We start from the raw sequence: 24,667 nt of genomic DNA, 5'->3' as shown, positions 1-24,667 counted from the left end.
AACACAAATAAGATAAAATTTATCTTATTTAAGGAAGATAAATAGGAGTAATTTAGTCTTATTTAATGAAGAGGCCGTTATTACGCCCCTTCGTATGCTTTCTCTAGCGCCTGAAGCAGTTCGCTGTAGCTGATGGAAGGCTTGGAAGCGAGAATCTCCTGCATGACAACATTGTCCTCTTTTCCATTCCAAATCTTTTTGTATGTCCCTTCCTTGTATCCGTGCGATTGTCGAAATTGATTGAGAGCATTTTTTCCAATGTATAGTTTATAGAGTTCATCAAAACTTAAATCTACAGCTTCACATGCTTTAAAAAATTGGCTGAGAAGCTCTTCTTGCATCATTGATGAATCGTTTTTAACCATGGCAAGAGCCATCAACTCTTCGAAAGGATCCAAAACCTCATCCAATTTCTTACTGTCCCACTCTTTGGGGATTTTAATATCGCTTTTTTCATCTTTGAAATTGTTGGCTAATTGTACCGCTTCATCCAGCGAATTGTGCACAAGAAGGTAACTCATGAGAAAATGCCATATATCCACGAGCTCTATTTTTATATTTTCCAAATCCGGTTTTGCATCGATACTTTTCCAGTGCTTCCACGGAAAAGAGTCAATGAGTTCAGCTGTTTCCATATAGATGCAGCGTTTCCAGTTGATCGGTTTCCCTTGCTTTGTCATCCCTTTTCGCCACTGTATACCATTTGTATCGTTGTTCAGTTCATTTTGCAGCGTGAACATCTCTACCATTTTTTCCATTCTTTCTCCTTAATAATCTATTGCGACTCTATAGTTTGGATCATCCTCTTCCCACGTACAGTATGGACCAGCTTCCGTTAAAAGCTGTTTACATTCAGGACTCAAATGGCGAAGTACTATGCTTTTTCCTGCCTCTTTATACTTTTTTGTTATTTTATCAATAGCTTCTACTCCGCTTTGATCCATAACTCTTGCATTTTTAAAATCCATTATCACTTCGAATGGATCGTTTTTGGGATCAAATTTTTCTAAAAAGGAGTGAACGGAACCAAAAAAGAGGGGACCTTCTAGTTCGTAAACTTTTCTATCATTTTCCATATACTCTTTTGCATATATTTTTGCATGTTTCCATGCAAAGACGAGTGCTGAGATGATGACTCCGGCAATAACGGCGATTGCCAAATCGGCAAAGATTGTAATGATGGTTACCGTCACCATGACAAAAAGATCCTCTTTGGGCATTCTTTTGAAATGTCCAAGGCTACTCCAGCTAAAAGTGGCGATGGAGACGACAAACATAATACCCACAAGTGCCGCAAGAGGGATAAGAGAAATATATTTGCTCAACACGACTACGAAAAGTATGAGTAAGATAGCTGCTGTGAGTGAGGAAAGTCTGCCAGTCCCGCCACTGGTAAAGTTGATCATGGATTGTCCAATCATAGCGCAACCCGGCATCGCTCCAAATAGACCACATGTCATATTTCCAACGCCTTGGGCGATACACTCCTGATTTCCGCTGCCCCTTTCTCCACTCATTTCATCCAGCACCGACAGAGTCAAGAGTGACTCAATCAGTCCAACTAAAGCGATGATGACAGAGTAGGGCAAAATGGTTTTGAGTGTTTCAAAATTGAGTGGTGCAGTCGGGATGTGAAAGGCAGGAAAAGACCCACTGATATCTGCTAAATCTTTGATCTGCTTGGTATCGATTTGGAAAAGTAAAACCAGTGCTGTGATGGCGATCAGAGCGCCAAGACTTGCAGGGATGGCTTTTGTAAATCGAGGAAGAGTGTAAATAATTGCCATAGTCAGCAACACTAAAAAGATGGTTGCCAAGTTGCTATCTTTGATGAGTGGTATCTGGCTAGTAGCGATAATAATGGCAAGACCGTTCACAAAGCCGTAAATTGCAGGTTGTGGAACGAGACGGATAAATTTTCCTAATCGAAAAAGACCAATGAGAACCTGAATGATTCCAGCTAAGATTGCAGCCCAAAACATGTACTCTACTCCATGTTTTAAGACAAGATCCACTAGCACAACGGCAACTGCTCCCGTTGCCCCACTGATCATGCCAGGTTTTCCACCGATTAGTGCTGTGATAAGTCCCAAGATAAAAGCAGTATAGAGACCTATTTGTGGACTGAGACCTGCAATGAGTGAAAAAGCGATGGCTTCTGGTATCAAAGCGACAGCAACAACCGTGCCGCTTAGTATGTCATTTTTTGGATTTGTTGTGAAGTTATACCGTTTTTGTAGCGACATTATTCCCTTTCTTTAAAATAAAACAAGTTCAGTAAAGGAAGAAAAATTAGCGAGTGAGTCTCGCCAATTCCTCTTCAATTGTAGCAAGTCTGTTTTGGGCTTCTGCTAGTGCGGCTCGATTTTGTTCAACCACAGCTTGTGGAGCGTTTTTTACAAAGTTTTCATTGGAGAGCATTCTGCTCAGTTTATCTATCTCTTTTTGTAGTTTCTCTTTTTGTTTATTGAGTCTATTGAGGATTGGAGTAAGATCGATACCTTCAAGCGGAATGAAAACTTCCACATAGTTACCAATATCGGTCACGGCATTTTCTGCAGGTTCACTCACAAATTCGATCGTTTCCACTTTGGCAAGTTTAGAGATGTATGCTTTTGCGGATTCTTCCAGATCGCCTTTAATCAATACCTTTGGAATCGTTTTGTTGGCCATATCGATAAGAGCTTTTGCGCGCCTGATGGAAACGATTGCATCGATAATTGTTTCAAAGCGTTTCATTATCTCTTCATCGATAGGTGCTGCTTTTGGATAAGGTTGAATCATTATAGATTCGTTCTCTTCTATACTTGTGCCACTCAGTTCTTGATAGAGAAACTCAGTGATAAATGGCATAAAAGGATGGAGCAGTTTCATAGATTCTTTAAAAATCGCTCCAAGTTCAGCGATTGCATCTTTATTTACTTTACTCAGCTCAATACCCCAGTCACAAAACTCTCCCCATAAAAATCGATAGAGTGTCGTTGCCGCATCATTGAATCGATAGCTATTGAGATTGTTTCTTACTTCTTGAATTGCTAAGCCGAATCTGCTGAGTATATATTTTCCAAGGTCCGTTTTGATTTGGATATTTTGCAGATCATCAAATTTTTCTTGGTGTATCTGTAAAAATCTGGCTGCATTGTAGAGCTTGTTGGTAAAGTTTCTATAAAGCTCCAATCTCTCTTTTGAAAGGCGTATATCTCTTCCCTGTACAGCAAGCGCTGCTAGAGTAAACCTCAAAGCATCGGCACTGTACTCTTCAATCGTATCGATCGGATCGATCACATTGCCTCTTGATTTACTCATCTTTTGACCATGTTCATCTCGAACGAGTGCGTGAAGATAGACATCTTTGAATGGGAGTTTATGTAAAAAGTGTTCACCCATCATCATCATTCGTGCTACCCAGAAAAAGAGGATATCAAATCCTGTGATGAGCAGATCGTTTGGGTAGAATTTTTTTAAGTCATCTTCAAACCATTTTACACCTTTGCCCCAATCGCCATTGCCCCATCCAAGAGTTGAAAATGGCCAAAGAGCTGAACTAAACCAGGTATCAAGAACATCCGGATCTTGATAGATATCGGTGCTGCCACATTTTGGACAGCTCTCTTCATGCTCTTTTTTGCTAGCCCACTCATGTCCACAAGCCCGACAGTACCAGACAGGAATTCTGTGTCCCCACCAAAGCTGCCTGCTAATACACCAGTCTCTCAATTCACGCATCCAGGCATTAAAGTTGTTGAGCCATTGGGGAGGGTAGAATTTTGTCTCTCCTTCGTTTGCTTTTTTTACAGCCTCTTTGGCAATTTCAGCTTTCACAAACCATTGTGGAGAAATGTATGGTTCAACCACATTACCACATCGATAGCAGTGTCCAACTTGATGTTTGTGAGGTTCTATTTTTTCTATGAACCCTTCTTGTTCCAATTTCTCGACAACTTTTTTTCTCGCTTCCAATCGTTCGATTCCAGCAAACTCGCCAGCTTCTTCGTTTAAGATTCCGTTTTCGTCGAATATAGTAATGAAAGGGAGATTGTGCCGTTTTCCAACCTCATAGTCGTTTGGATCGTGTGCGGGAGTTACTTTCACCGCACCAGTTCCAAATTCCATATCTACATGTTCATCGGCAATGATAGGAATTTCTCTATTGATAAGTGGGAGTCGGACTTTTTTGCCTATTAAATGCTTATAGCGCTCATCATTCGGATTGACCATAACAGCAGTATCGCCAAAATAGGTTTCCGGTCGTGTTGTGGCAACGACGAGATATTCGTCACTTCCTACGATAGGATATTTGATGTGGTATAAAGCTCCCTCTTTCTCTTCATACTCCACTTCGATATCGCTCAATGCCCCATCATGGGTACACCAGTTGATCATATAGTTGCCCTTGACAATGAGCCCTTCATAGTACAAGTTTACAAAGGCTTCCCGTACTGCATTTTTGAGCCCTTTATCCATGGTAAAGCGTTCTCTGCTCCATGCAGGAGAGACACCCAAAAGCCGAAGCTGGGTTACTATAGCGTTACCAGACTCCTCTTTCCATTTCCATACATATTCCAAAAATTTTTCTCGCCCGATCTCTTCTTTTTTGATACCCTTGGACAAAAGCTGCTTTTCAACTACATTTTGTGTAGCGATACCTGCATGGTCTGTTCCTGGCTGCCAAAGCGTTTCATATCCATCCATTCGCTTATAGCGAACCATGATATCTTGGAGGGTAAAGGTAAGGGCATGTCCAATGTGAAGACGTCCCGTTACATTTGGAGGGGGCATCATGATACAAAAAGTCTTGCCGTTTTGTATCTTTTTGTTTCCATCTGTTTCGAAATAGCCTCTCGTTTCCCAAATTTGATAAAATTGCCTCTCTACTTTTTTGGGATCATATTTGGTTGCTTTGCTCATTGAAACCCTTTATCCTGACATTTGGGGCCGATTTTACCAAAAAAGAGATAAATTCACCATAGAGGATAATATGCCGCTTTCAACACTGAATCCTGAGCAGTTGGCAGCTGCGACAGCCAAGTCTGGATATAACCTTGTGATCGCAAGTGCTGGAACGGGGAAAACCTCCACGATTGTGGCTCGCATAGCATATCTATTGCAACAAGGTATTGAGCCAAAAAAGATTTTGCTTTTGACATTCACCAATAAAGCTGCTGCTGAAATGATTGCTCGGGTTGAACGTGTTTTTGGGAAAAAAGCGAAAGAGATTGAGGCAGGAACATTTCATGCAGTCAGTTATCGGTGGCTCAAATCTTTGAATCCAAAAGTTGTTCTCAAACAGCCAAAAGAATTGAAAATGCTATTTAAAAGTATCTACGAAAAACGAGACTTTTCGCTAGTTTCAGATACGAAACCTTATGCGGCATCCACGCTTTTTGATCTCTATTCGCTCTATCAAAACAGTGAATTTGAAATAAGTTTTGGAAAATGGATAGGCAAAAGAAGTGATGAACAATCGGTATTCGGTGCTGTATATGATGACATAGTGCAAGAGTATGAGGAGATGAAAGATGAATATGGCTTTTTGAGTTTCAATGATCTTCTGCTTCAAGCCATCAGAAATAAAGATGCTTTGCAAACGTTTTATGAAGTGCTTGTAGACGAGTATCAAGATACAAACAATCTGCAGGCACGTTTTTTGGAAAGCCTTCGGTTCGAATCTCTGTTTTGCGTAGGGGATTATGACCAAAGCATCTATGCGTTCAATGGAGCAAATATCCAAATCATTGCTGGATTCAAACAGCGATATCCAAATGCCAATATATTTAATCTTTCCAAAAACTATCGCTCAACCTACTATATTTTAGATCTTGCAAACAGGGTTATTTCGAATAACGAGCGGATTTTCCCTAAAAAGTTGGAAGTAGTAAACCAGAAAAGTCCCAAAAAACCAAAACTCCTTGCATTTTCTGATCTATATGAGCAGTATGAAAACATCGCTCTGCGCATCAAAAGAAGCCTTACGCCAAAAGAGGAGATTGCCGTAATTTTTAGGAACAATGCAAGTGCGGATGGTATCGAGGCAGCTTTACGGGAGCAAGGCATTGGTTGTAAAAGAAAAGGGAGTCAGAGTTTTTTTGAGATGAAAGAGATCAAAGCGCTTTTTGATCTTGTTTCCATTTTGATCAATCCCAAAGATCTTTTGGCTTTTATCCACATTTTTGAGTATGCAAAAGGAGTAGGAGCGAGTAGTGCAAAAGAGATTTTTGAGGCCTTGCAGCGATGTGGAGATGGGGATCTTGTTAAAGGGTTGAAAGAGCCGATAGATATATACAATCCTTTTGAAAAAAAGGTCCGTAATCAGCAACTAGGACTTTTTGATGATTGTGTGCAAATAGGAAGTAAAAGTCGATTTGTTTCTTTGGATGTGAGTGAAGCGATTAAAGCGCATCCAGTATTAACCTATCCACGAATGAGCGAGGAGGCGGTACTATATTTGGATACTCTTTTGGGGCTCTATAAGGAGATGAAAAGGATCAAGCGGCCCACAACTTTTATACAACTCATCAAAGATTCTTTCATATTTGATAATATCATCAAAAAGATTGCCCAAAATAGGGCGAAACTGAAAGATGGGACAATTGATCAAAAATTGAAGGATGAAGCGTTTGAAAGAATTCAGAGACGAATTGCATTAGTGCATCATTTGTCCCAGATGTATGAGGATATCTACCGATTTTACAATGCAATGGTTCTAGGCGGAAACGAGATGGCACAAGGAGAAGGTGTTCAGCTCCTTACTGTTCATGCGAGCAAGGGCTTGGAGTTCAAAGAAGTGTATATCGTTGATCTCATGGAAGGGCGGTTTCCAAATCTAAAACTTATTTCAAAAGGGGGCAGCATTGAGGAGGAGAGGAGACTCTTTTATGTTGCCGTAACACGGGCAAAAGAGATTTTGTATCTAAGTTTTGCAAAGTACGATCGATTAAAAAAGCAGGAGTTTTTGCCCAGCCGTTTTTTACAAGAGGCCGGGCTCATTGAATAGAGTTATTTGTTGATCGCTTTTGCCATATCCCACATAGGTAAAAATATTCCAAGAGCTAGAAGAAGAACGAGAGCTGCCAAGATTGATAACAATATCGGTTCAATATAGGCTGAAAGATTGTCTAGAATGTGATTAAATTTCATTTCATAATATTCCGTAACCTTTTGAAGCATAGATTCGAGCTGACCACTTTTCTCACCCGCACTTATCATTTGCACAAGCATATTTTCAAACAGACCGGTATCTTTAAAAGCGTCGCTGATCGATGCTCCTTTTTGGACGAGATTTTTAATGATTTGAAGTCTCTCTTTGATGATAGCGTTGTCCACAAGGGTTACGGAATTGTCGAGTGCATCCACCACCGGAATGCCTGCTTTAACCAATTCGGAAAAAACGAGCATAAATCTATGAATTTGAGAGTAAAATACGATATCTTTAATCAAATAGACTTTGAGTAAGAATTTATCCATAGCATATTTGAATTGATCATTTGTTCTATAAAAAAAGCGTATGAGTAAAATCCCGATGAACAGACCTCCTGCTACATATAAACCATATGTATTAAATAGATGTTCCAAACTCAAAAGAATTTTTGTTGGAAGGGGGAGTTCTGCATGGAATTTATCGAATATGGACTTAAATTTTGGCACGACGTAAGAGATAACGATTACGAAAGCGATAGCCATTGCACTAAGAACGATAATAGGGTAACGGACTGCTTTTTTGAATTTTTTAATATTTTCATTAATCTGCTCTAAAATGGATGCAAGAGTAAAAAGGGCGTGAGCCATATCACCAGTTTTTTCACCAAGTGTCGCCATTGTGATGACGAGACTACCCAGTTCGTTTTGATACTGTTTAAGCGCTTCAGAAAAACTGATACCTGAATTGATTCCGTTGGCAACATCTAAAAATATCTGTTTCAGTTTTGCGTCATTCGTCTGGGTTGCCACTTCCATCAATGCATCATACAAAGATATTCCGGCATTGGTCATTACGGCAAGCTGTCTAATGGCAGCGATGAGTCCTTCTCTATTGATTTTGCCTTTGCGCTGCTCCATCAAAAAGCGTTTGAACTCTTCCAAACGTTCCTCCACAGGTGGGGAGGTTTCCATAGCCCGGACTATCAAGCCGCCATATTTGAGTTTAGCCTTTTCCAAAGCATCTTTTTTATTTTCAGCTTTCAGCAGTACAGTCTCTTTCTTGCCTCGTGTGATAAGTGTAACATTGTAATATTTCATTGCAACCTCGTTACTCTGAATACTTCATCTATTGTGGTCGATCCCTCTAAAGCTTTTATGATTCCATCTTCGAACATGGTGCGGAACCCCTTTGCAATGGCAACTTCTTCTATTTTTTCTTTTGGGGCCTCTTTTGCGATGAGTCTTGCTATCTCGTCATCCACTTTTAAAATTTCACAAATCATTTCTCGACCGCTATACCCTGTAAAATCGCAATGTTTACATCCTTTCCCTTTGTAAAATTTGTACTGCTTGGGTAGATACTTTTTAATTTCGGCAAGAATATTGGGTTCTATTTCGATTTCAGTTTTACAATATGGGCAGATTTTTCGGACAAGTCTCTGTGCTTCTATAGCAATCAGGGCACCACTGACAAGGTAGGGCTCTATCCCCATATCGATCATTCTGTTAATGGAACTGATCGCGTCATTGGTATGCAACGTTGATAGCACCAGGTGTCCGGTAAGTGCCGCTTGCGTTGCTATACGCAGTGTCTCTTCGTCTCGTATCTCACCAATCATTACAATATCAGGATCTTGTCTAAGAATTGATCGCAGGGCGGTAGCGAAAGTAAAACCTATTTTTGGATTGACTTGGGCCTGTTGGACCATGTTGATTTGGTACTCCACGGGATCCTCAACTGTAATGATCTTTTTCTCAACACTTCGTATCATATTGAGTGCGCCATAAAGCGTTGTCGATTTACCGCTGCCAGTGGGACCAGTTACCAAAATGATTCCATACGGAGTTTTGAGCGCTTTTGTAAAAATTTCAAAATTCTTTCGACTCATGCCCGCTTCTTCCAAGGGGATCATGGCTTTTTGTTTATCTAAAATTCTCATAACGATGGATTCCCCCGTGATTATAGGGAGCGTCGATACACGGAAGTCAAACTCTTTTCCCAAAATTTGTGCACTAAAACGCCCGTCTTGCGGTTTTCTTTTTTCTGCAATGTCAAGGTTGGCCAAAAGTTTGATTCGAGAGGAAAGTGGTGGATAAATGTCCCTATCGAAAATGAACTTTTCAGTCAAAATGCCATCGATTCTGTTTCTAACTATACAATTGTGTTCAGTCGGCTCTATATGGATATCACTGGCTCGGGAGAGGACTGCGGTTTTTATTATAGCTTCAATAAGTTTTAGAATTGCACTCGATTCTTGAAGATCTTCTTTATTGGTGCCTCCAGTTTGCAGGTCTTTTCTAATCTCGTTGATATATTCTCGTATATTTTCATTGAGTTCCAGCTTATTGAGAAAATACTCGAGTTGCTGTGCAGATGTGAGGGCTATTTTTATCGGTTTTTTCGGAAAAAGTCGTTGCGCTTGTTCTTGAGCACCTATATCGAGTGGATCACTTACTGCGACAATGATATTCAATTCGGTCTCTTTGACAGGCAGAAAGTGATATTTTTTCAATATATTGAGAGGTATTTTGGAGATCAGTTTGATATCGATCGGATAGCTATCCAAATCGATATACTCAATATTGAGTATTTTTGCGTATGTTTGTAAGACCTTCGTCAAAAGATTGGAGGGTAGAGCATTGATATCTTGGATTTCTAATTTACCAAGTCTAAGAGCCTTTGCTATCTCTTGTACGATTTGCGTTTGGGACAAATGACCCTGATCGATGAGATAATTGATAATAGTTGAAACAGAGTTACTGTTTTGATCAAAATTGAGACGAAAATGTTTTTGTAAAAACTCGATCAATCGCTCTTTTCCCATACACTTTTCACCTTAAAGAAATTTATGTTTAATAATGGTTGATCCGATGTGCTCTTCTATAATAAGGAATGGTCTATTATATCGACTTTTTTCTTGATATACCTCATAGGTGATTTTGGGATCATTTGGATCATGTAAAAAGTAGTGTCCATCTTTTTTCGTGTAGAGATTTTGAAAATAGAGGTGAGAAACTCTTGATATGACATGATCGGTCATTGGTAGCTGGATCCCTTCTATCGGGATATGGTCTATAATGGATGAATAGAGCATATTCTTTTGTGTCAAGATAAGAGAAAAATAGGTTCTATTTTGTCTTGCTTCTTTTGTTTTTGATAATGCTATTATAGGAATAGCGAGTCTATCGATATAATCAGCATAAAGACAGGAAAAGGCGTATAATGATATGAGATTTTGGTCATTTCGAATCGATTTGAAATTTCTATATCCAAGGTGGCACAATTTTTCATACTCTTTCTTTTGATACAGCTCGATGATTTTATCTTTTGTAACAGCCCCGTCTTTAGCAATCAATAGAAGAGAAAATAATATTAGAACAAGGATTTTATTCATTGAATAATCCTTTTCGCATTGAAAAATAGAGAGATTTGGCTTTTTTTGACAATGGGTTTTTTTGAAGATAAAACTGAAGTGTTTGTAAAGCCTTCTCTTTTTGTCCTAGCTTGTACATAGATTTTGCAAAAAGTATCCAGCTCTTTTCACTTTTTTTGTTAAGTTCGTTGGCTTTTAGACTCCATTTTAAAGCATTTTCATACTTTTTTTGCTCATAGAATTTTTGTGCAATTATGAGAGCTTTGGAATAGGTTGGTGCATTATAAAAATTTGAAATCAGTGAAGCTAGCTTGGCATCCTTTTTTTGAATCACGATAACATTTTCTGTTTTTTGATCAAAACTCTTTTGTGGCAATTTTTTTACCACAGGGTTTTTCTTAACGATATGTGCCGACTCTTTTTGAACACGGTTTTCTGATTTTGTGGATTCTTCCTCAAAAATTTTTTTCAAATCTTTTTCAAAATTCTTATTCGGTAAAAAAAGCGTCTCTTTTTTTACGTTTTCTTTAGGAATGTTTTTACGAGAGATTTTTGCAACTACTCTCTTTTTTGATATATTGGTTTCTTGTTTGGTATCTGATTTTTGTTGCTGAATATTGGTTTGTTTTTTGTGAACAACTTTTTTTACGACAGGTTTTGTATCTGAATGTTGTAGGAATTGTTCCGTCAATATCGGTTTAGAAAAATATATCAATGGTACGAGGCTCAAAAAAAGAGTTGCGATTATAATTATTCGTAGTGTTTTTTTTCGTTTATATCTTTTCCATCTCTTTTCAAGGAGTTCGTATTCATGCATTGATATATCCTAAATGTATGGCACTCATCTCAAGGAATTTTTTTGGAATTTTCAATGATTTTAATGTGGAGGGTTTATTCTCATTGAAATATGAAAGAATATCAAATAGTGTATATAAAAATTTGTTGGTATCTCTCAAGTTTCCTTGCGTATATTGATAGATAAACTGAAAATCTTTTTTTTTGAGACTTTCTGAAAGCTCGTAAAGATTGCTGCTAAGAAGTTTCTTTTGGAAATAGACAAACAGTTCGGGAAGCGAAGGGTTTTTTATAGTTATATAGCTGAAAATACGTGAGGTGAAATGTTCTTTTGTTAAAGCAGATTCGTTTTCGATTTCATGAAGAGACAGAATAAATTTCACTTTTTTCGTATCACTGGCAATTCGTACAAATTCAAGCATATAATCATCATATAACTGCACTTCATCCAAAATTACTGTATACTCGAAGTCTTTCAGATTTTTTTCAATATCTTCAATAAAGTTTTTGGAATTTTGTCCCAAGAGATCTTTTGCGAGTTGTTTTTCTAGTTCATATTTTTTGAAAAAAGGTTTGTCATATAATAAGAGTTTAGGATGTGGGTTTTCATAGACAAACCTTTTGAGTAGCATACTTTTTCCAATGCCCGGTTTGCCTATGATGATAGAGATTTTTTGGTCAGAATTGTAAAACTCATGCAAATGTTGCAGATAACGAATATTTGATTCAAACTTCACATAATCTTTAGGTGAATTGGTATCAATGAAAACTTTTTTTGCTTCCTCATAGATATTGTTTCTATTTTTTTGCATGATCAACTATACTGTACCCTAGATCTTTGAGACTGTAATTATCTGTTGAACTCTCTTTGATGATTCTTGGTTTGATTATAAAAACGAGTTCGAATCGTTTATTGTTTCTTGCTTTGCTTCGAAACAATCCTCCAAGTACTGGAATGTCTCGTAATACTGGTACACCGTTGATTGTGAAATTTTTAATATTTGATATCAAACCTCCAAGAATGAGTGTCGATCCATCTTTGACTTTAACAACGGAAGAGATCTTCTTTTCACTTATATCTGGTGCGATTTGCCTGATACCATTTTCGTTCGTTGTCTGATCAAGTTGCTTCGGATCTCTCGGTTCGGAGATGGAAGGATTGATTCTAAGAATGATTTCACCATTCTCTGTAATTTCTGGCGTTATATTGAGAAGAATACCTATAAAAACCGAAGAAGGTGTGAATGATTGCGTCCCAAGACCACCGTTTTGTGAAATGACGATGGAGGTAGGAACATTGTAGTTGATAGTGTCACCTATGGAAATTATAGCAGGTTGATTATTGAGTGTCATCAATTTTGGATTCGATAGCGTAATTACTTGACCATTTTTTTCAAGGAAATTGATAATTCCAGCTAGATTGACAGAAGCGTCAAAATATGATCCTATAGTTCTTTGTACATTAAAGTTGCTCGTTGAAGTTCCTGAGCCTTCTCGGGTATACGAGAGTAGTTTTGTATTTGTTCCTGGGGTGAAAGTGTTGTCTGCACCATAATCACCATTGACAAGAAGTGAAAATCTACTCCAATCTATTCCATTAGTGTATTGATCATTAAGAATGACTGCTAGAATAGAGACGTCGATCATCACTTCGTTATGCAGTCTATTTTGAATTGTTGCTATATATTTCTCTACTCTTTCAATCTGTTTTTTTGTAGCTGTTACTGTAATTAATCCAGCATTGATATTGACAATAGGATCTGGCGCTTGATATTCATCTTCTGGTCTATTTAAAATACCATGTATTTCGGTACTGATATCTTTCCAAAAGTCGAATTCATCTTTGGAGGTGATTTTGTTGACATCACCACTTCCAGAAGAGCGAGTAGTTGAAGTCGTTGTTGTACTGCCAGCCGTACCAGTGAGACTATTCCCCACATCGACAGATGCGTCAGTCACTGTTTCACCAGTCCTTTTCGATGTTACATAATCCACATGAAACGTTTTAGTAATGAGATATCCTATTTTAAGGACATTGTCATTGAGTTCATATGTAAGATCGTTTTCTGTCAATAAAAGATTTAAAAAATCATGGAGTGTGACATTGTGCAAAGATATTTTTTGTAATCTTTTATAGAGTCTTTTTTTGGCAAATTTATCTTTTATAATGATAGTATAATCACACTCTTGGGCTAAGTTGTCTATGTATTCCTTAATTGATATCCCGGATGTACTTTTGATACTAAAAAGTTTATCATCACATCGATTTGCCGCAAATAGTAGTGTGATCGAAAGTAGTAAAAAAAGAAGACTCTTTTTCATTTATGATCCTTTTTTGTTCTTAGAATAATTTTTTTATATTTTTTCTTTTGAAGATAGAGGCGTACAATTCTATGTTTTGATGAGAGATAAACGACTCCTTTATCTGGATAAATAGAGGTGATTTTATAGGATGCAATTTTATTCCCTATTGTATACCAACGTCCATTGATTTTGGCTCGATCTTGGAAAATAGCATACAGTTTTAATATATGATTTTTTTTTGATCGCATTTTATTTTTCTTTGCCAACTGATTCAACTTCTTCTCATCTACAAATGGATTGGGTATGTTGTTGATCACAATGGGAGAGAGACCGACTCGTTTTTGTTTGATTTTTACAATAAGATCGTCAATTCCCTTAAATTGAGAACTTGCGAAAACTGTATATGCAAAAAGTGAAATGATTAGTAATTTATTCCCCATACCGATACCTTCAAATGGAGTTGAATAGGTGACTTGCCCTTCATTGAAATCTCATAAACGTCCGTAACAAGGTCACTCTCTTCGAGTGAGTTGAGAAATGCAAGGATATTTTTGAAGTTGCCTTTGGCATCAACTTCAATCTCAAGTACATGACCGAACTCTTTCGTATTTTGGATAAATTCATTTGCAATGTATTCTACATCTATTTTGTATTTATTAGCTTTTGCGGTGATCGAGTCCAAAAAAGAAGCCCATTTTTTCTTATTGTATAAAAGTGGAGTAAGCTCTTTGAGTTTTATGCTGAGATAATTTTTTTCATCCAATAGGTAAGCAAGTTTCTCTTTTTTCTCTTTTTTCTCTTTCAGTAGTTGTTTGATAAGATACGTTTCATCACCATTCCTTGAGATGGAAGCTATATATGCCTTATCCATATTGAGTTTTTGTTCAATGGCTTCTTTTGCACGCCTTTCTTGAGCCAGTTTCTTCTTTGAAAGGGGAAGGATATATTCATAGGCAATGAAAACAATCATAAGAAAAATGAGCGAGTAATACACCAATTTTTCAAAATCACTTTTTTGTGAAAAAAAGGAGTCAATTTTTTGTAATAATGTACTCATCTGCTCTTCACCTTCAAGGAACTTATATAGAGCCCTTTCGTTTTGTTGATGTCTTTTGTTGTAATGTCAAATTTCGAAGATGCATTCTCTGTAACATCTTTGATAAACTCTGTAATACGTTTGTCGTCATTGGCTGTGACCAAAAGATTGAACTCTTTATTTGTATTATTGAGTTCTAGGAGATGAAGTTTATGTTTTTTGATATTTTGAGCGAAGTCTGCTATTGTAACAGCTTTCATGGTGTAATGAACTTTTTTATCAAAGATACGTTTTAGTGATTGCTCTTTTTCATGCAAATGTCTTGTCACTGCTTGTATCTGTTGATCAACTTTTTTAATTTCATTTTTTATATGATTAATTTGACTTTCCAATGACACTCTTTTAGCATGAATTTTGGTGTATTTTTTTTGTAAAAGAAGTTTTTCTATTTGATATTTGTAAGCCATGGAATAGTTGTAGAGGGGATATGAAAAACCTAAAACCAAAGAAGCCGCAATTGCCATAATGAGTTTACCACTTGGACGTTTCCATAACGCTGGAGGCCGCTCGAAAATGGTAAAGTTGACACACTCTTCCTCTTCTTCGAGGCAATCTTGAGTTGTAAGAATAGTAAGAAGATGTATATGCGTTACTGACGGATCTGCAACATGGATTCCGTAATCAAAATCGAAATCGTAAGCTTTCTGACCTAAGTAAGTTTGGGCATACTCTTCGATACCTTGTATAAGGCCAATATCGGAACTGATAAAAATCTTGTCGATGTTTTCTATGTCAAATGACTTTTTGGCATAGATTAGAATGTCGTTAATATGCATAAATAGTTCGCTAAAAATTTGCATGTAGTATTGCAACTCTTCATAATTTGGAAGCCTTAAGCCATAGGTGCTTAGATTTGTAATAAGCTCTTCAATTGTGACTTCGGAGCCTTTTAGCTCTGTGATCCGTTCAGCCATAAATTCAAAAGAAAATTTCAATGATTTGGTATAAACAAAATGACCATTTTGATAGATAGCCAAAAAAGCATCACTATTTTGGAAATAGATAAAAAGATGGGTTTCATAATCGACGAGAATCTCTTTCGTATAGAGTGTTCTCAGTAGAAAAGGTACAGGAAAAATAAAATCAAAAAAACCGAGTTTATCGATATATACATCGTATGTATCATGGAGTGTGGCAAATTCAGTGATAAATAGTTGAAATTCTCGCTCTTTGCTATGTAAGTCAATAGGTAGTTCTAAGTAAGAAATCTTATATTCTGCAGTAGTGTCAAGCTCTAGTTCTTCGTAAGCTTTGGTTGAGAGAATATCTTCTAGATCTTCTTCGGGAATGTTTCTACTAATCTTTATATTAGAAATAACGGTTTCTTTTGTCAGGAAATAGGAGGTGTGAATATCTGTTTTAGTGGTTCGAGCTTCGTTATACAGTCTGATTTCATTTTTATTTCTATCAAAAACGAAATATTTTTGAAAATAGGGATCTAGCCCTATAATCTTTTTATACTCTTTTCTTTCCATGACTATTTTTCCTGATTTTCTTTAAATATATCGTAACCTTTAATTTCTTAAAAATGACATAATTGTAAAAGATTTGTAAAAAAAATTGCTACAATCTGTATCCTATCGTTTCAAGATCTTTTTTGTTTTTTGTCCATCCTTTTTTGACAACCACAAAAAGATTGAGGAAAATCTTTTTTTGACTGAACGCTTCCATTAACTTTCTTGCATCTTTTCCGATTCGTTTTAAAGTGGACCCCTGTTTGCCTATGATGATACCTTTTTGCGAAGGTTTTTCCACTATGATCATAGCATAGACTTTGTCCAAAGTAGGGGACTCCTCGATTTTTTCAATAATCACATCGCTTTCATAAGGAATCTCGTCACTTACATTTTCAAAAATTGCTTCTCTGATGAGCTCTTTGTAGATATCTTTGATATTTTCAGTTGTAAGGAGTTCTGGATCGTAATAGTAAGGGTGCTCTGGAAGATATCGCACGATTGTGTCCAAAAGATCTTTTTTACCGATATCTTTTTTTACTGAAACCGGTACAAGTTCTAAAAATTGATCTTGAAATTTTTGATATTCGGCTATCTTTTGCAGCAATTTTTCATTACTGACCATATCAATTTTTGTTAAAACGACTATATGGGGTCTATTTTTTGCAAGTTTTAAAAATTTTTCGTAGTGGGTTATTGGATCAGTAACAGGAGCCAAAAAAAGGATAAGATCACAATCTCCTATCGCCTTGATGGCCTCTTCAAGCATAAATTTATTGAGAAGCCTCTCTTTTTCATGAAGCCCTGGCGTATCGATGAAAACAATTTGATCATTTCCATGCATAACAATGGCATACAGCCTTTTTCTTGTAGCTTGCGCTTTATGGCTTACCATGGCGATTTTTTCGCCAAGTAGCCAATTGAGAAGTGTGCTTTTTCCGGCGTTTGGTCGCCCAACAAGGGCAACGAAGCCAGATCTGGTCTCGGACATTTTTAGCCTTATAGAATATATTTCGCTAAATCTTCGTTTGCGACTACTTCGCCAAGTTTCTCATCAACATACGCTTTGTCGATAGTAATCGTTTCGCCTTTGTGTTCATCTGCTTCGAAACTTATCTCTTCAAGAAGGTTTTCTATAACGGTATGAAGCCTTCTTGCACCGATATCTTCTATTTTTTGGTTGGCACTATGGGCATATTTGGCAATAGCTCGAAGTGCATCATCGTTAAATTCCAGTTTGACGCCTTCGACAGCCAAAAGGGCTTGATACTGTTTGATAAGAGAGTTTTTAGTCATTGTGAGTATTTTGTATAGTGCCTCTTCATCGAGCGAATCGAGCTCTACCCGAAGTGGAAAACGGCCTTGCAGCTCCGGAATAAGATCACACGGCTTACTCAGATGAAACGCCCCAGCAGCAATGAAAAGAATGTGGTCCGTTTTGATTGGTCCCCATTTCGTACTGACAGTGCTTCCTTCGACAATCGGCAAAAGATCTCGTTGGACTCCCTCTTTGCTTGGATCTTGTCTTCCCTGCGAGGAGCTTGATACAGCGACTTTGTCAATTTCATCGATAAAGATTATTCCCTCTTCTTGGGCCTTTTTGAGTGCTTCCTGTTTGATCTGCTCCATATCGAGCAGTGCTTCACTCGCTTCATTTTTCAGTAACTCTTTCGCCTCTTTGACACTCACCTCTTTTTTTATTTTTTCTTTATTGAGACCCAATGTAAAAATTTTTGCAATGGACTCTTGTGCGTGGGCCAGTTCAGGTGGTAAGTTTGTATCTTCTAGGCTTACGGAGTGTTTTGGAAGTTCTATTTCAATTTTGAGATTGTCCAGTTCCCCTTTTTCCAGACGCTCTTTCATCTTTTCATAGCTTTTTTGGTATTCTCTCTTTTTCTCTTCGCTCGCCATCTTGGGAAGAGGAGGCAAGAGTTTTTCCAAAATCTTTTTCGTTACATACTCTTCGATATCTTTGGCATGTCTCTCTTTATGAATCTCTTTGACTAAAACAAGAGCGTTTGCTACAAGGTCTCGTACCATCGATTCCACATCACGTCCCACAAAGCCGACTTCTGTATATTTGCTCGCTTCGACTTTGACAAATGGAAGATCAAGACTTTTTGCAAGGCGTCTAGCAATTTCAGTTTTACCAACTCCGGTGCTTCCAATCATTAAGATATTTTTTGGAGTAATTTCATCTTGCATCTCTTTTGGGAGCTGCATCCGTCGGTATCGGTTTCTAAGAGCAATAGCGATAACTTTTTTTGCTTCTTTTTGTCCTATGATATATTCATCAAGATAGGAAACTATCTCTTTTGGTGTTAAGTCCATTACTCCTCCAAGGTTAAGAGTTTAATATTCGTATTGGTGTAGATACAGAGTTCTCCCGCAATTTTTAAAGACTCTTCTACGAGTGTCTTTGCATCAAGATTGGCGTGTTTGTCAAGCGCTCGTGCGGCTGAAAGTGCAAAATTGCCTCCACTGCCTATGGCAGCGATCTTGCCATCTTCCGGCTCAACCACATCACCCGTGCCGCTTAGGATAAAGATATGTTTTGTATTAAGTACGATCATCATAGCTTCAAGCCGCCGTAAATATCTATCTTTTCGCCACTCTTTAGAAAACTCAATAACGCTTTTGAGTAAATCGCCTTTTTTGTTTTCCAAAATCTTTTCAAACATATCAAAAAGATTAAAAGCATCTGCGGTGCTTCCTGCAAATCCGGCCAAGATCTGTCCATTGTACAGTGTTCTTATTTTGGTGGCATTGCCTTTTAAGACAGTATTTCCGAAAGTTACCTGTCCATCGCCGCCGATGACGGCAATGCCGTCACCTTTATAGCCAAGTATCGTTGTGGCTTCAAACATTATTCGGCCTCTACCACAAGATTTAACTTAGCATGGATGCCATGTCCAAGCTTAACATCAATTTCATATTCACCTGCTTGCTTGATAGGTGGATGAATATCGATATGCTTTTTATCGATTTCTATGCCTTGTTTTTTCAGTTCCTCTGCTACTTCTTTATTTGTAATAGCTCCAAAAAGCGCACCGTTGGCTCCAGCTTTATGTTTGATAACAAGTTTTGTAGATTCGATTTTTTCTTTAAGTTGTTTGAGCTTTTCTATCTCAGCTGCCTCTTCTTGGGCTTTTTTCGCTTGTTCTTTCTTCCATGCCTCAATCACATCGGGAGTGGCCAATTTGGCAAATCCACGTGCAATTAAAAAATTCTTCCCATATCCATCTTTGACTTCTTTAACTTCTCCAGCTTTGCCTAAATTTTTTACATCTTTGATAAGTAATACTTTCATTTTTTTCTCCTTACATGACCTTCGATAATAAACCGCAATGCATTCAATTTGATAAAACCTTGAGCGTCTTTTTGGTTGTAGACTTCATCCTCTTCGAATGTGCTGAATTCTGGTGCGAATAAAGAGTTTGGAGATTTTCTTCCAACTACAAAAACATTCCCTTTATATAGTTTCAGTCGTACCGTACCACTCACATTTTCTTGCGTTTTATCAATAGCTGCTTGCATCATTTCTCGCTCAGGGCTAAACCAAAATCCGTTATAGATGAGTTCTGCGTATTTTGGCATCAGTTTGTCTTTCTCATGTGCCTCTTCTCTATCTAATGTAATGCTCTCCATGGCTCTGTGGGCTTTAAGCAAAATAGTACCGCCTGGTGTCTCATAGCATCCTCTGCTTTTCATTCCTACAAATCGGTTTTCTACAATGTCGATTCTGCCGATTCCATGCTTTTTCCCATATTCATTCAGTGCCTCTAGAAGTTTTGCCGGACTCAAAGGTTCGCCATTGATTGCGACCGGATCGCCTTTTTCAAAATCGATGGTGATATATTCTGGTTCATTTGGAGCATTTTCGATGGAATTTGTCCATCGCCACATATCCTCTTCTGGTTCTGCCCACGGATCTTCCAAAATCCCACCTTCATATGAGATATGGAGCAAGTTGGCGTCCATGGAGTAAGGACTCTTTTTGCCATGTTTCTCGATAGGAATCCTATGTTCTTCAGCAAATTTCAGAAGCTTTTCACGAGAATTGAGATCCCACTCTCTCCATGGTGCTATTACTGTGATATCTGGATTTAAAGAGAGATAGGCGATTTCAAACCGTACTTGATCGTTTCCTTTTCCTGTGGCACCGTGTGCTACTGCATCGGCACCCACTTGTCGAGCGATTTCGATCTGTCTTTTCGCAATGAGAGGTCGAGCGATGGAAGTACCGAGAAGATACTCTCCTTCATAGATGGCATTGGCGCGAAACATTGGAAAAACATAATCTCGAACAAACTCTTCTTTCAGATCTTCGATAAAGATATTTTCCGGTTTTATCCCAAGCTTGAGTGCTTTTTCCCTGGCTGGTTCCACCTCTTCACCCTGACCGATATCGGCAGTAAACGTAACGACTTCACAATTGTATGTCTCTTGCAGCCATTTTAAAATGACGGAAGTATCTAAACCTCCGCTATATGCCAAAACAACTTTGTTTACTTTTTTTGTCATTGACACCCTTTGTATAAAGTTTTTACAATTTTATCCAAAAAATCTTTATGATAAAATTTTGCTAAAGGAACAAAGATGAAAAAAGAGCTTTCAACACGTATCATTGGCGGAAAATATAAAGGAAAAAAGCTTCTTCTACCCCAAAAAGAGGTAACGAGAAGTTCCAAAAACATTTTACGCGAAGCGCTGTTTAATATTTTGCAATTTGATATTGTCGACAAAAATTTTGTAGAAGTATTTGGTGGAAGTGGCAGTGTCGGTTTGGAAGCGTTGAGCCGTGGAGCAAAAAGGGTCTATTTCATAGAAAAGAACAGAGATTCATATAAAGTTTTGAAAAAAAATGTACATAACTGTGATGAGTCTTCATGTTCGGTTCGATATGGCGATGCATTTGAACTGCTTTGGGATGTCATTGAGGAGTTAAAGAGAAACAAAGAGAAAGCCTATTTTTATTTCGATCCCCCATTCAGTATCCGTGAAGGATATGAGGATATTTATGACGAAGTTGCCCAAACCATTAAAAAGATTCCTAAAGAGGTTGTAGAATCTATCATCATCGAGCATATGAGCACTCACGATTTTGGGAACTCTCTTGGAAAGTATGAGAAAGAAAAAACAAAAAAATATGGAAAGAGTTCATTAAGTTTTTATCAATGAAAAAACTACCATTTTTTAGCATTTCTATACTTGTAGCCATTGTTATCTTGATCTTTTTTGGTGGATTTGTCTATTCTGCAGATCCTTATCTTTTAAATAAAAATGCCATTTTGCTTCCTCCGTCGATGGATCATCCGTTTGGAACCGATAGATTGGGGCGGGATCTGTTGGCAAGGGTCATAAAAGGTGGACAGAACTCTTTAATAATAGGTGTAGGAAGTGCAGTGATCGCTTCGTTTATTGGTCTGGTAGCAGGAGTGAGTGCGGGATATTTTCGAGGTTTTATAGATAAATCTTTTGTGATAATTGTAGATCTTTTCTTAACCTTTCCTACATTTTTTCTTCTCTTGGCACTTGTGAGTTATATCCAGGCTTCTGCGCTTGTTTTAATCATCGTCATCTCTTTGACGGGTTGGATGGGTACGGCAAGGATGATACGAAGCGAGAGTTTTGCCATAGCGAAAAAACCGTTTACAAAAATTTTGCAAATAGCGAAAGTCCCTTCATATAAAATAATATTAAAATATTTTACTCCACTTATTGCACCAATTTTTTTTATCTCTTTTACGTTTGGGGTTGGAGGAGCCATTTTGGCAGAGTCGGGTCTTAGCTTTTTGGGCCTTGGCGTTTTGCCTCCCGAAATGAGTTGGGGATCGATTTTGAGCGAAGGGAAAGAGGTGATTGATATCGCCTGGTGGGTCAGTTTTTTCCCCGGACTCATGATTTTTTTGGTTACATTGAGTCTTATTAATATCAGTGACTATCTACAAAAACTGACCAATAAAAAAGAGACGATGCTATGAATTTTTTACAAAAAATCCCAAAACACCTGCAGACAAAGGCAAAAGAAGCAGTTGAGAAAAGAGTGGAGCTTCGAGTTCAAGCCCGCTTAACGCAACACCATCTTAAAAAAGAGGAGTTTACCCAAGAAGAGCTTGAAATTATCTATGCAGATGAGCGTCTCAAACTCTATGATGAACTCAAAGCAAAAGGCCTTATCGCCTTGCTTGCGGCTTTAGGACTTTCTCTTTTTTAGGATAAACAATGTTTCGTCAAATCAAATCTGCTTTTATTTGGACACAGATTTACAGGTATAGGGCTTTTCTGTACAAAATCTTCGTCCTTCTTTTGACTGTTTTGGTGATCGAGTTTTTTTATCGAGATCTATTTTCTTATCTTCAAAATGTTAAAAAAACCGATGTATTGGGGGCTATTTTCTTCGTTAAATGGTCTGTATATTTCGTGATCTTTTTATATATCGTTTTTTTGGCAAAGAGAACGTTTGGGAAACAGAAGAGTTTGAAAGAAAACAGAAAGCCTCAAGAAAGGGAAAAAACGATCAAACAGATGAGTAAAAAGGAGATTCGGGCAAAAGCCCAGGAGATTATTCGAAAAAAGATGCGTTGATCTTTTTGAGATCTTCTGGCGTATCGATACCGATACTTTGCGAAGTTACCTCAACCATAGCTATGCGGTATCCGTGATACAATGCTCTGAGTTGTTCCAGTTTTTCAATCTGTTCCAATGGAGCAGTGGGTAGGGTACAAAATTTTTGCAGCATCTCTTTTGTATATCCATAGATTCCAAGATGAATATTTATGGTTTTGACATCGCTTCGCGGATAAGGAATTTGGCTTCTTGAAAAATAGAGTGCTTTATCGCTTGCATCAAGAACCACTTTGACACTGTTGGGATCATTGGTTGCATCGAAAGATATTTTTTTATACGCACTGCAAAGCATAATTTCGCATGATTTTGTATGTTTTATAGTAAGTTCTTTCACTTTTTTAATAACTTGCGGTTCAATCAAAGGCTCATCTGCTTGGACGTTTATGATGATCTCTTTTGCATCAAGGCCTAAAAGAGTTGCCGCTTCATTGACCCTATCGGTTCCACTCTCATGCGTCTTACTTGTCAAAACAGCATCAAACCCATACTGCTTGGCAATTTTCATAACCTCTTCACTGTCTGTTGCTATAACAACTTCATCCACTTGCGAAGCACGCTGTGCTGTATGAATAATCATAGGTATGCCATTGATAGGGTGGAGGACTTTGCGAGGAAATCTTGTTGAAGCAAGTCTTGCCGGAATGATAATCATCGATTATCCTTTTTTAGGTAAAATTATAGCAATAAAGGAGAAGAATGGTTATTTATCAGCCCAATGAGGGATACTGTTACAATAGCGATACGATTTTTCTATATGATTTTATCCGTAATTTTGAAATTAAAGGAGAAGTGCTCGATGTAGGTACCGGATCAGGAATCCTGGCACTGCTTATTAAACGAGACTATCCAAAAGCAAGTGTCAATGCCATAGAAATACAAGAGCGTTTTGTCAAGATGGCAAATATCAATGCAGATGCAAACAAAAAGGATATCAATATCTATTTCGGCAATTTTTTGCATATGGTTTTTGAGAAGCGATTTGATTGGATCGTATCCAATCCTCCTTTTTATCATACCGAGGTTCTTAGAAGCAAAAACGAAATGATCGATACCGCCCGGTATGCTGGCCATCTTCCTTTGGACAAATTTTTGAAAAAAGCCAATTCCTTGCTCAAACCACGAGGATCGGTTCTATTTTGCTATGATGCGAAGCAGATACAATCCATCATGACACTGCTTCATTTTTACAAATTTACGATTGAGACAATGAAATTTATTCATCCAAAGAGGGAGAAAAACGCATCACTTGTCATATTGCAGGCGAGGAAAAGTTCGAAATCGCTGTGCAATATCCTTCCACCCCTTATCGTTTTTGGAGAGGATGGGAAATATACGCAAGAGACAAATAACATTTTTAAAAAAGTAGGAGTACACAGTATAAAATGCGATCTATTGTAGAAAAAGAAGGTTTTGCATTCCGTTTTGATCAAAATGCATGTACAAGTTGCAATGGAGCTTGCTGTAGGGGTGAAAGCGGATATATTTGGGTCAATTCGAAAGAGATAGCCCAAATAAGTGATTTTTTAGGAATGAAGAGTGAGCAGTTCAAAAAAGAGTATCTCATAAAAGTTGGCTATCGCTACTCTTTAAAAGAGCTAAAAATAAATGGTGAACATTTTTGTATCTTTTTCGAAGAGGGAAAAGGTTGTACTATATATCCGGTACGGCCTATGCAGTGTCGTACTTATCCTTTTTGGGATCGGTATAAAGAGAAAAAAAATTTACAAGAGGTTTGTCAAGAATGCAAAGGTATATTGTTACACTCTTAATCGTTTTATTGTTTTGGAGTGGATGTAGCTTAAAATCGCCGAAAATAAATAACAGTGCTAAAATCGATGGACCGCTCATACAGACAGCTTTTTTAGAATCAAATGGAT

Annotated in this window: 25 protein-coding genes; 7 read left to right on the top strand and 18 right to left on the bottom strand. The window is 37.7% G+C overall.

All coding sequences use genetic code 11. From position 1 onward, the window contains the following. Positions 1–80: 80 nt before the first annotated feature. Genes NIS_RS05460 through NIS_RS05450 form a run of 3 tightly spaced genes read right to left on the bottom strand, consistent with a single transcriptional unit; the run spans position 81 to position 4,908 of the window. Positions 81–758 carry a dUTP diphosphatase gene (locus NIS_RS05460; protein ID WP_012082388.1) on the bottom strand — a complete coding sequence of 226 codons (678 nt, stop codon included), beginning with the start codon at positions 756–758 and terminating at the stop codon, positions 81–83. Between the two features lie 9 nt (positions 759–767). After that, a complete protein-coding gene (locus NIS_RS05455) occupies positions 768–2,246 on the bottom strand; it encodes a SulP family inorganic anion transporter (protein WP_012082387.1) in 1,479 nt (492 codons plus the stop codon). Positions 2,247–2,292: 46 nt separating this feature from the next. Then, positions 2,293–4,908, bottom strand: coding sequence for a valine--tRNA ligase (locus NIS_RS05450; RefSeq protein ID WP_012082386.1), 2,616 nt, complete (start codon positions 4,906–4,908; stop codon positions 2,293–2,295). A 70-nt stretch (positions 4,909–4,978) separates the two neighbouring features. Here NIS_RS05450 and NIS_RS05445 point away from each other — a divergent pair, with 70 nt between their 5' ends. Continuing rightward, positions 4,979–6,994, top strand: coding sequence for an ATP-dependent helicase (locus NIS_RS05445; protein WP_012082385.1), 2,016 nt, complete (start codon positions 4,979–4,981; stop codon positions 6,992–6,994). Positions 6,995–6,996: 2 nt separating this feature from the next. Here NIS_RS05445 and NIS_RS05440 read toward each other — a convergent pair whose 3' ends face one another. From NIS_RS05440 to NIS_RS05375, 14 genes are all read right to left on the bottom strand, one after another. Next, entirely contained in the window at positions 6,997–8,235 is a 1,239-nt protein-coding gene (locus tag NIS_RS05440; RefSeq protein ID WP_012082384.1) for a type II secretion system F family protein, read from the bottom strand. Beyond that, positions 8,232–9,962 (bottom strand): GspE/PulE family protein, encoded by a 1,731-nt coding sequence (locus tag NIS_RS05435; RefSeq protein WP_012082383.1) that lies wholly within the window; start codon positions 9,960–9,962, stop codon positions 8,232–8,234. Before NIS_RS05435 ends, NIS_RS05440 begins: the two co-directional genes overlap by 4 nt. Before the next feature lie 12 nt (positions 9,963–9,974). Beyond that, positions 9,975–10,532 (bottom strand): hypothetical protein, encoded by a 558-nt coding sequence (locus NIS_RS05430; protein ID WP_012082382.1) that lies wholly within the window; start codon positions 10,530–10,532, stop codon positions 9,975–9,977. Continuing rightward, on the bottom strand, positions 10,525–11,328 hold the full coding sequence (locus tag NIS_RS05425) for a tetratricopeptide repeat protein (RefSeq protein WP_012082381.1): 804 nt from the start codon (positions 11,326–11,328) through the stop codon (positions 10,525–10,527). Before NIS_RS05425 ends, NIS_RS05430 begins: the two co-directional genes overlap by 8 nt. Next, positions 11,321–12,118, bottom strand: a complete 798-nt coding sequence (locus NIS_RS05420) for an ATP-binding protein (RefSeq protein WP_041354025.1) — start codon at positions 12,116–12,118, stop codon at positions 11,321–11,323. The genes NIS_RS05425 and NIS_RS05420 overlap by 8 nt, the downstream gene beginning before the upstream one ends. Then, entirely contained in the window at positions 12,105–13,628 is a 1,524-nt protein-coding gene (gene mshL / locus NIS_RS05415) for a pilus (MSHA type) biogenesis protein MshL (RefSeq protein WP_012082379.1), read from the bottom strand. Before mshL ends, NIS_RS05420 begins: the two co-directional genes overlap by 14 nt. After that, the gene (locus NIS_RS05410; RefSeq protein WP_012082378.1) at positions 13,625–14,050 is read right to left on the bottom strand and encodes a hypothetical protein; all 426 of its coding nucleotides are present in this window, start codon (positions 14,048–14,050) and stop codon (positions 13,625–13,627) included. Before NIS_RS05410 ends, mshL begins: the two co-directional genes overlap by 4 nt. Further along, a complete protein-coding gene (gene pilO / locus NIS_RS05405; protein WP_012082377.1) occupies positions 14,032–14,667 on the bottom strand; it encodes a type 4a pilus biogenesis protein PilO in 636 nt (211 codons plus the stop codon). The genes NIS_RS05410 and pilO overlap by 19 nt, the downstream gene beginning before the upstream one ends. Then, positions 14,664–16,181, bottom strand: coding sequence for a hypothetical protein (locus tag NIS_RS05400; protein ID WP_012082376.1), 1,518 nt, complete (start codon positions 16,179–16,181; stop codon positions 14,664–14,666). The genes pilO and NIS_RS05400 overlap by 4 nt, the downstream gene beginning before the upstream one ends. Before the next feature lie 88 nt (positions 16,182–16,269). After that, positions 16,270–17,151 carry a GTPase Era gene (gene era / locus NIS_RS05395; RefSeq protein ID WP_012082375.1) on the bottom strand — a complete coding sequence of 294 codons (882 nt, stop codon included), beginning with the start codon at positions 17,149–17,151 and terminating at the stop codon, positions 16,270–16,272. Positions 17,152–17,159: 8 nt separating this feature from the next. After that, entirely contained in the window at positions 17,160–18,491 is a 1,332-nt protein-coding gene (hslU, locus tag NIS_RS05390; RefSeq protein WP_012082374.1) for an HslU--HslV peptidase ATPase subunit, read from the bottom strand. Then, a complete protein-coding gene (gene hslV / locus NIS_RS05385; RefSeq protein WP_012082373.1) occupies positions 18,491–19,027 on the bottom strand; it encodes an ATP-dependent protease subunit HslV in 537 nt (178 codons plus the stop codon). The genes hslU and hslV overlap by 1 nt, the downstream gene beginning before the upstream one ends. Further along, positions 19,027–19,470: a 50S ribosomal protein L9 gene (rplI, locus tag NIS_RS05380; protein WP_012082372.1), complete on the bottom strand. Its 444-nt coding sequence runs from the start codon at positions 19,468–19,470 to the stop codon at positions 19,027–19,029. The genes hslV and rplI overlap by 1 nt, the downstream gene beginning before the upstream one ends. Continuing rightward, complete coding sequence (locus tag NIS_RS05375; RefSeq protein ID WP_012082371.1) at positions 19,467–20,684, bottom strand: argininosuccinate synthase; 1,218 nt, start codon at positions 20,682–20,684, stop codon at positions 19,467–19,469. Before NIS_RS05375 ends, rplI begins: the two co-directional genes overlap by 4 nt. Positions 20,685–20,759: 75 nt before the next feature. Here NIS_RS05375 and rsmD point away from each other — a divergent pair, with 75 nt between their 5' ends. From rsmD to NIS_RS05355, 4 genes are read left to right on the top strand one after another with little or no spacing between them, the layout of a single operon-like run. Continuing rightward, positions 20,760–21,341 (top strand): 16S rRNA (guanine(966)-N(2))-methyltransferase RsmD, encoded by a 582-nt coding sequence (gene rsmD, locus NIS_RS05370; RefSeq protein ID WP_012082370.1) that lies wholly within the window; start codon positions 20,760–20,762, stop codon positions 21,339–21,341. After that, positions 21,338–22,144: an ABC transporter permease gene (locus tag NIS_RS05365; protein ID WP_012082369.1), complete on the top strand. Its 807-nt coding sequence runs from the start codon at positions 21,338–21,340 to the stop codon at positions 22,142–22,144. Before rsmD ends, NIS_RS05365 begins: the two co-directional genes overlap by 4 nt. Next, positions 22,141–22,377 carry a hypothetical protein gene (locus tag NIS_RS05360; RefSeq protein WP_012082368.1) on the top strand — a complete coding sequence of 79 codons (237 nt, stop codon included), beginning with the start codon at positions 22,141–22,143 and terminating at the stop codon, positions 22,375–22,377. The genes NIS_RS05365 and NIS_RS05360 overlap by 4 nt, the downstream gene beginning before the upstream one ends. Positions 22,378–22,385: 8 nt before the next feature. After that, on the top strand, positions 22,386–22,748 hold the full coding sequence (locus NIS_RS05355) for a hypothetical protein (RefSeq protein WP_012082367.1): 363 nt from the start codon (positions 22,386–22,388) through the stop codon (positions 22,746–22,748). Here NIS_RS05355 and kdsB read toward each other — a convergent pair. Then, positions 22,726–23,442, bottom strand: coding sequence for a 3-deoxy-manno-octulosonate cytidylyltransferase (kdsB, locus tag NIS_RS05350; RefSeq protein ID WP_012082366.1), 717 nt, complete (start codon positions 23,440–23,442; stop codon positions 22,726–22,728). The genes NIS_RS05355 and kdsB overlap by 23 nt on opposite strands. A gap of 44 nt (positions 23,443–23,486) precedes the next feature. Between kdsB and NIS_RS05345 the strand changes: the two genes are divergently transcribed. After that, positions 23,487–24,188: a tRNA1(Val) (adenine(37)-N6)-methyltransferase gene (locus NIS_RS05345; RefSeq protein WP_012082365.1), complete on the top strand. Its 702-nt coding sequence runs from the start codon at positions 23,487–23,489 to the stop codon at positions 24,186–24,188. Then, entirely contained in the window at positions 24,173–24,559 is a 387-nt protein-coding gene (locus NIS_RS05340; protein WP_012082364.1) for a YkgJ family cysteine cluster protein, read from the top strand. Before NIS_RS05345 ends, NIS_RS05340 begins: the two co-directional genes overlap by 16 nt. Positions 24,560–24,667 lie beyond the last annotated feature (108 nt).

Source organism: Nitratiruptor sp. SB155-2, from assembly GCF_000010325.1.
GTDB lineage: Bacteria > Campylobacterota > Campylobacteria > Campylobacterales > Nitratiruptoraceae > Nitratiruptor.
The sequence above is the reverse complement of the archived record's forward strand: the minus strand, read 5'-3'. Positions and strand labels throughout refer to the sequence as shown.

What these genes read in the sequence shown, in the direction of transcription:
- NIS_RS05460 (WP_012082388.1), bottom strand. Translation starts at nt 758, where the DNA reads ATGGAAAAAATGGTAGAGATGTTCACGCTGCAAAATGAACTGAACAAC.
- NIS_RS05455 (WP_012082387.1), bottom strand. Translation starts at nt 2,246, where the DNA reads ATGTCGCTACAAAAACGGTATAACTTCACAACAAATCCAAAAAATGAC.
- NIS_RS05450 (WP_012082386.1), bottom strand. Translation starts at nt 4,908, where the DNA reads ATGAGCAAAGCAACCAAATATGATCCCAAAAAAGTAGAGAGGCAATTT.
- NIS_RS05445 (WP_012082385.1), top strand. Translation starts at nt 4,979, where the DNA reads ATGCCGCTTTCAACACTGAATCCTGAGCAGTTGGCAGCTGCGACAGCC.
- NIS_RS05440 (WP_012082384.1), bottom strand. Translation starts at nt 8,235, where the DNA reads ATGAAATATTACAATGTTACACTTATCACACGAGGCAAGAAAGAGACT.
- NIS_RS05435 (WP_012082383.1), bottom strand. Translation starts at nt 9,962, where the DNA reads ATGGGAAAAGAGCGATTGATCGAGTTTTTACAAAAACATTTTCGTCTC.
- NIS_RS05430 (WP_012082382.1), bottom strand. Translation starts at nt 10,532, where the DNA reads ATGAATAAAATCCTTGTTCTAATATTATTTTCTCTTCTATTGATTGCT.
- NIS_RS05425 (WP_012082381.1), bottom strand. Translation starts at nt 11,328, where the DNA reads ATGCATGAATACGAACTCCTTGAAAAGAGATGGAAAAGATATAAACGA.
- NIS_RS05420 (WP_041354025.1), bottom strand. Translation starts at nt 12,118, where the DNA reads ATGCAAAAAAATAGAAACAATATCTATGAGGAAGCAAAAAAAGTTTTC.
- mshL (WP_012082379.1), bottom strand. Translation starts at nt 13,628, where the DNA reads ATGAAAAAGAGTCTTCTTTTTTTACTACTTTCGATCACACTACTATTT.
- NIS_RS05410 (WP_012082378.1), bottom strand. Translation starts at nt 14,050, where the DNA reads ATGGGGAATAAATTACTAATCATTTCACTTTTTGCATATACAGTTTTC.
- pilO (WP_012082377.1), bottom strand. Translation starts at nt 14,667, where the DNA reads ATGAGTACATTATTACAAAAAATTGACTCCTTTTTTTCACAAAAAAGT.
- NIS_RS05400 (WP_012082376.1), bottom strand. Translation starts at nt 16,181, where the DNA reads ATGGAAAGAAAAGAGTATAAAAAGATTATAGGGCTAGATCCCTATTTT.
- era (WP_012082375.1), bottom strand. Translation starts at nt 17,151, where the DNA reads ATGTCCGAGACCAGATCTGGCTTCGTTGCCCTTGTTGGGCGACCAAAC.
- hslU (WP_012082374.1), bottom strand. Translation starts at nt 18,491, where the DNA reads ATGGACTTAACACCAAAAGAGATAGTTTCCTATCTTGATGAATATATC.
- hslV (WP_012082373.1), bottom strand. Translation starts at nt 19,027, where the DNA reads ATGTTTGAAGCCACAACGATACTTGGCTATAAAGGTGACGGCATTGCC.
- rplI (WP_012082372.1), bottom strand. Translation starts at nt 19,470, where the DNA reads ATGAAAGTATTACTTATCAAAGATGTAAAAAATTTAGGCAAAGCTGGA.
- NIS_RS05375 (WP_012082371.1), bottom strand. Translation starts at nt 20,684, where the DNA reads ATGACAAAAAAAGTAAACAAAGTTGTTTTGGCATATAGCGGAGGTTTA.
- rsmD (WP_012082370.1), top strand. Translation starts at nt 20,760, where the DNA reads ATGAAAAAAGAGCTTTCAACACGTATCATTGGCGGAAAATATAAAGGA.
- NIS_RS05365 (WP_012082369.1), top strand. Translation starts at nt 21,338, where the DNA reads ATGAAAAAACTACCATTTTTTAGCATTTCTATACTTGTAGCCATTGTT.
- NIS_RS05360 (WP_012082368.1), top strand. Translation starts at nt 22,141, where the DNA reads ATGAATTTTTTACAAAAAATCCCAAAACACCTGCAGACAAAGGCAAAA.
- NIS_RS05355 (WP_012082367.1), top strand. Translation starts at nt 22,386, where the DNA reads ATGTTTCGTCAAATCAAATCTGCTTTTATTTGGACACAGATTTACAGG.
- kdsB (WP_012082366.1), bottom strand. Translation starts at nt 23,442, where the DNA reads ATGATTATCATTCCGGCAAGACTTGCTTCAACAAGATTTCCTCGCAAA.
- NIS_RS05345 (WP_012082365.1), top strand. Translation starts at nt 23,487, where the DNA reads ATGGTTATTTATCAGCCCAATGAGGGATACTGTTACAATAGCGATACG.
- NIS_RS05340 (WP_012082364.1), top strand. Translation starts at nt 24,173, where the DNA reads ATGCGATCTATTGTAGAAAAAGAAGGTTTTGCATTCCGTTTTGATCAA.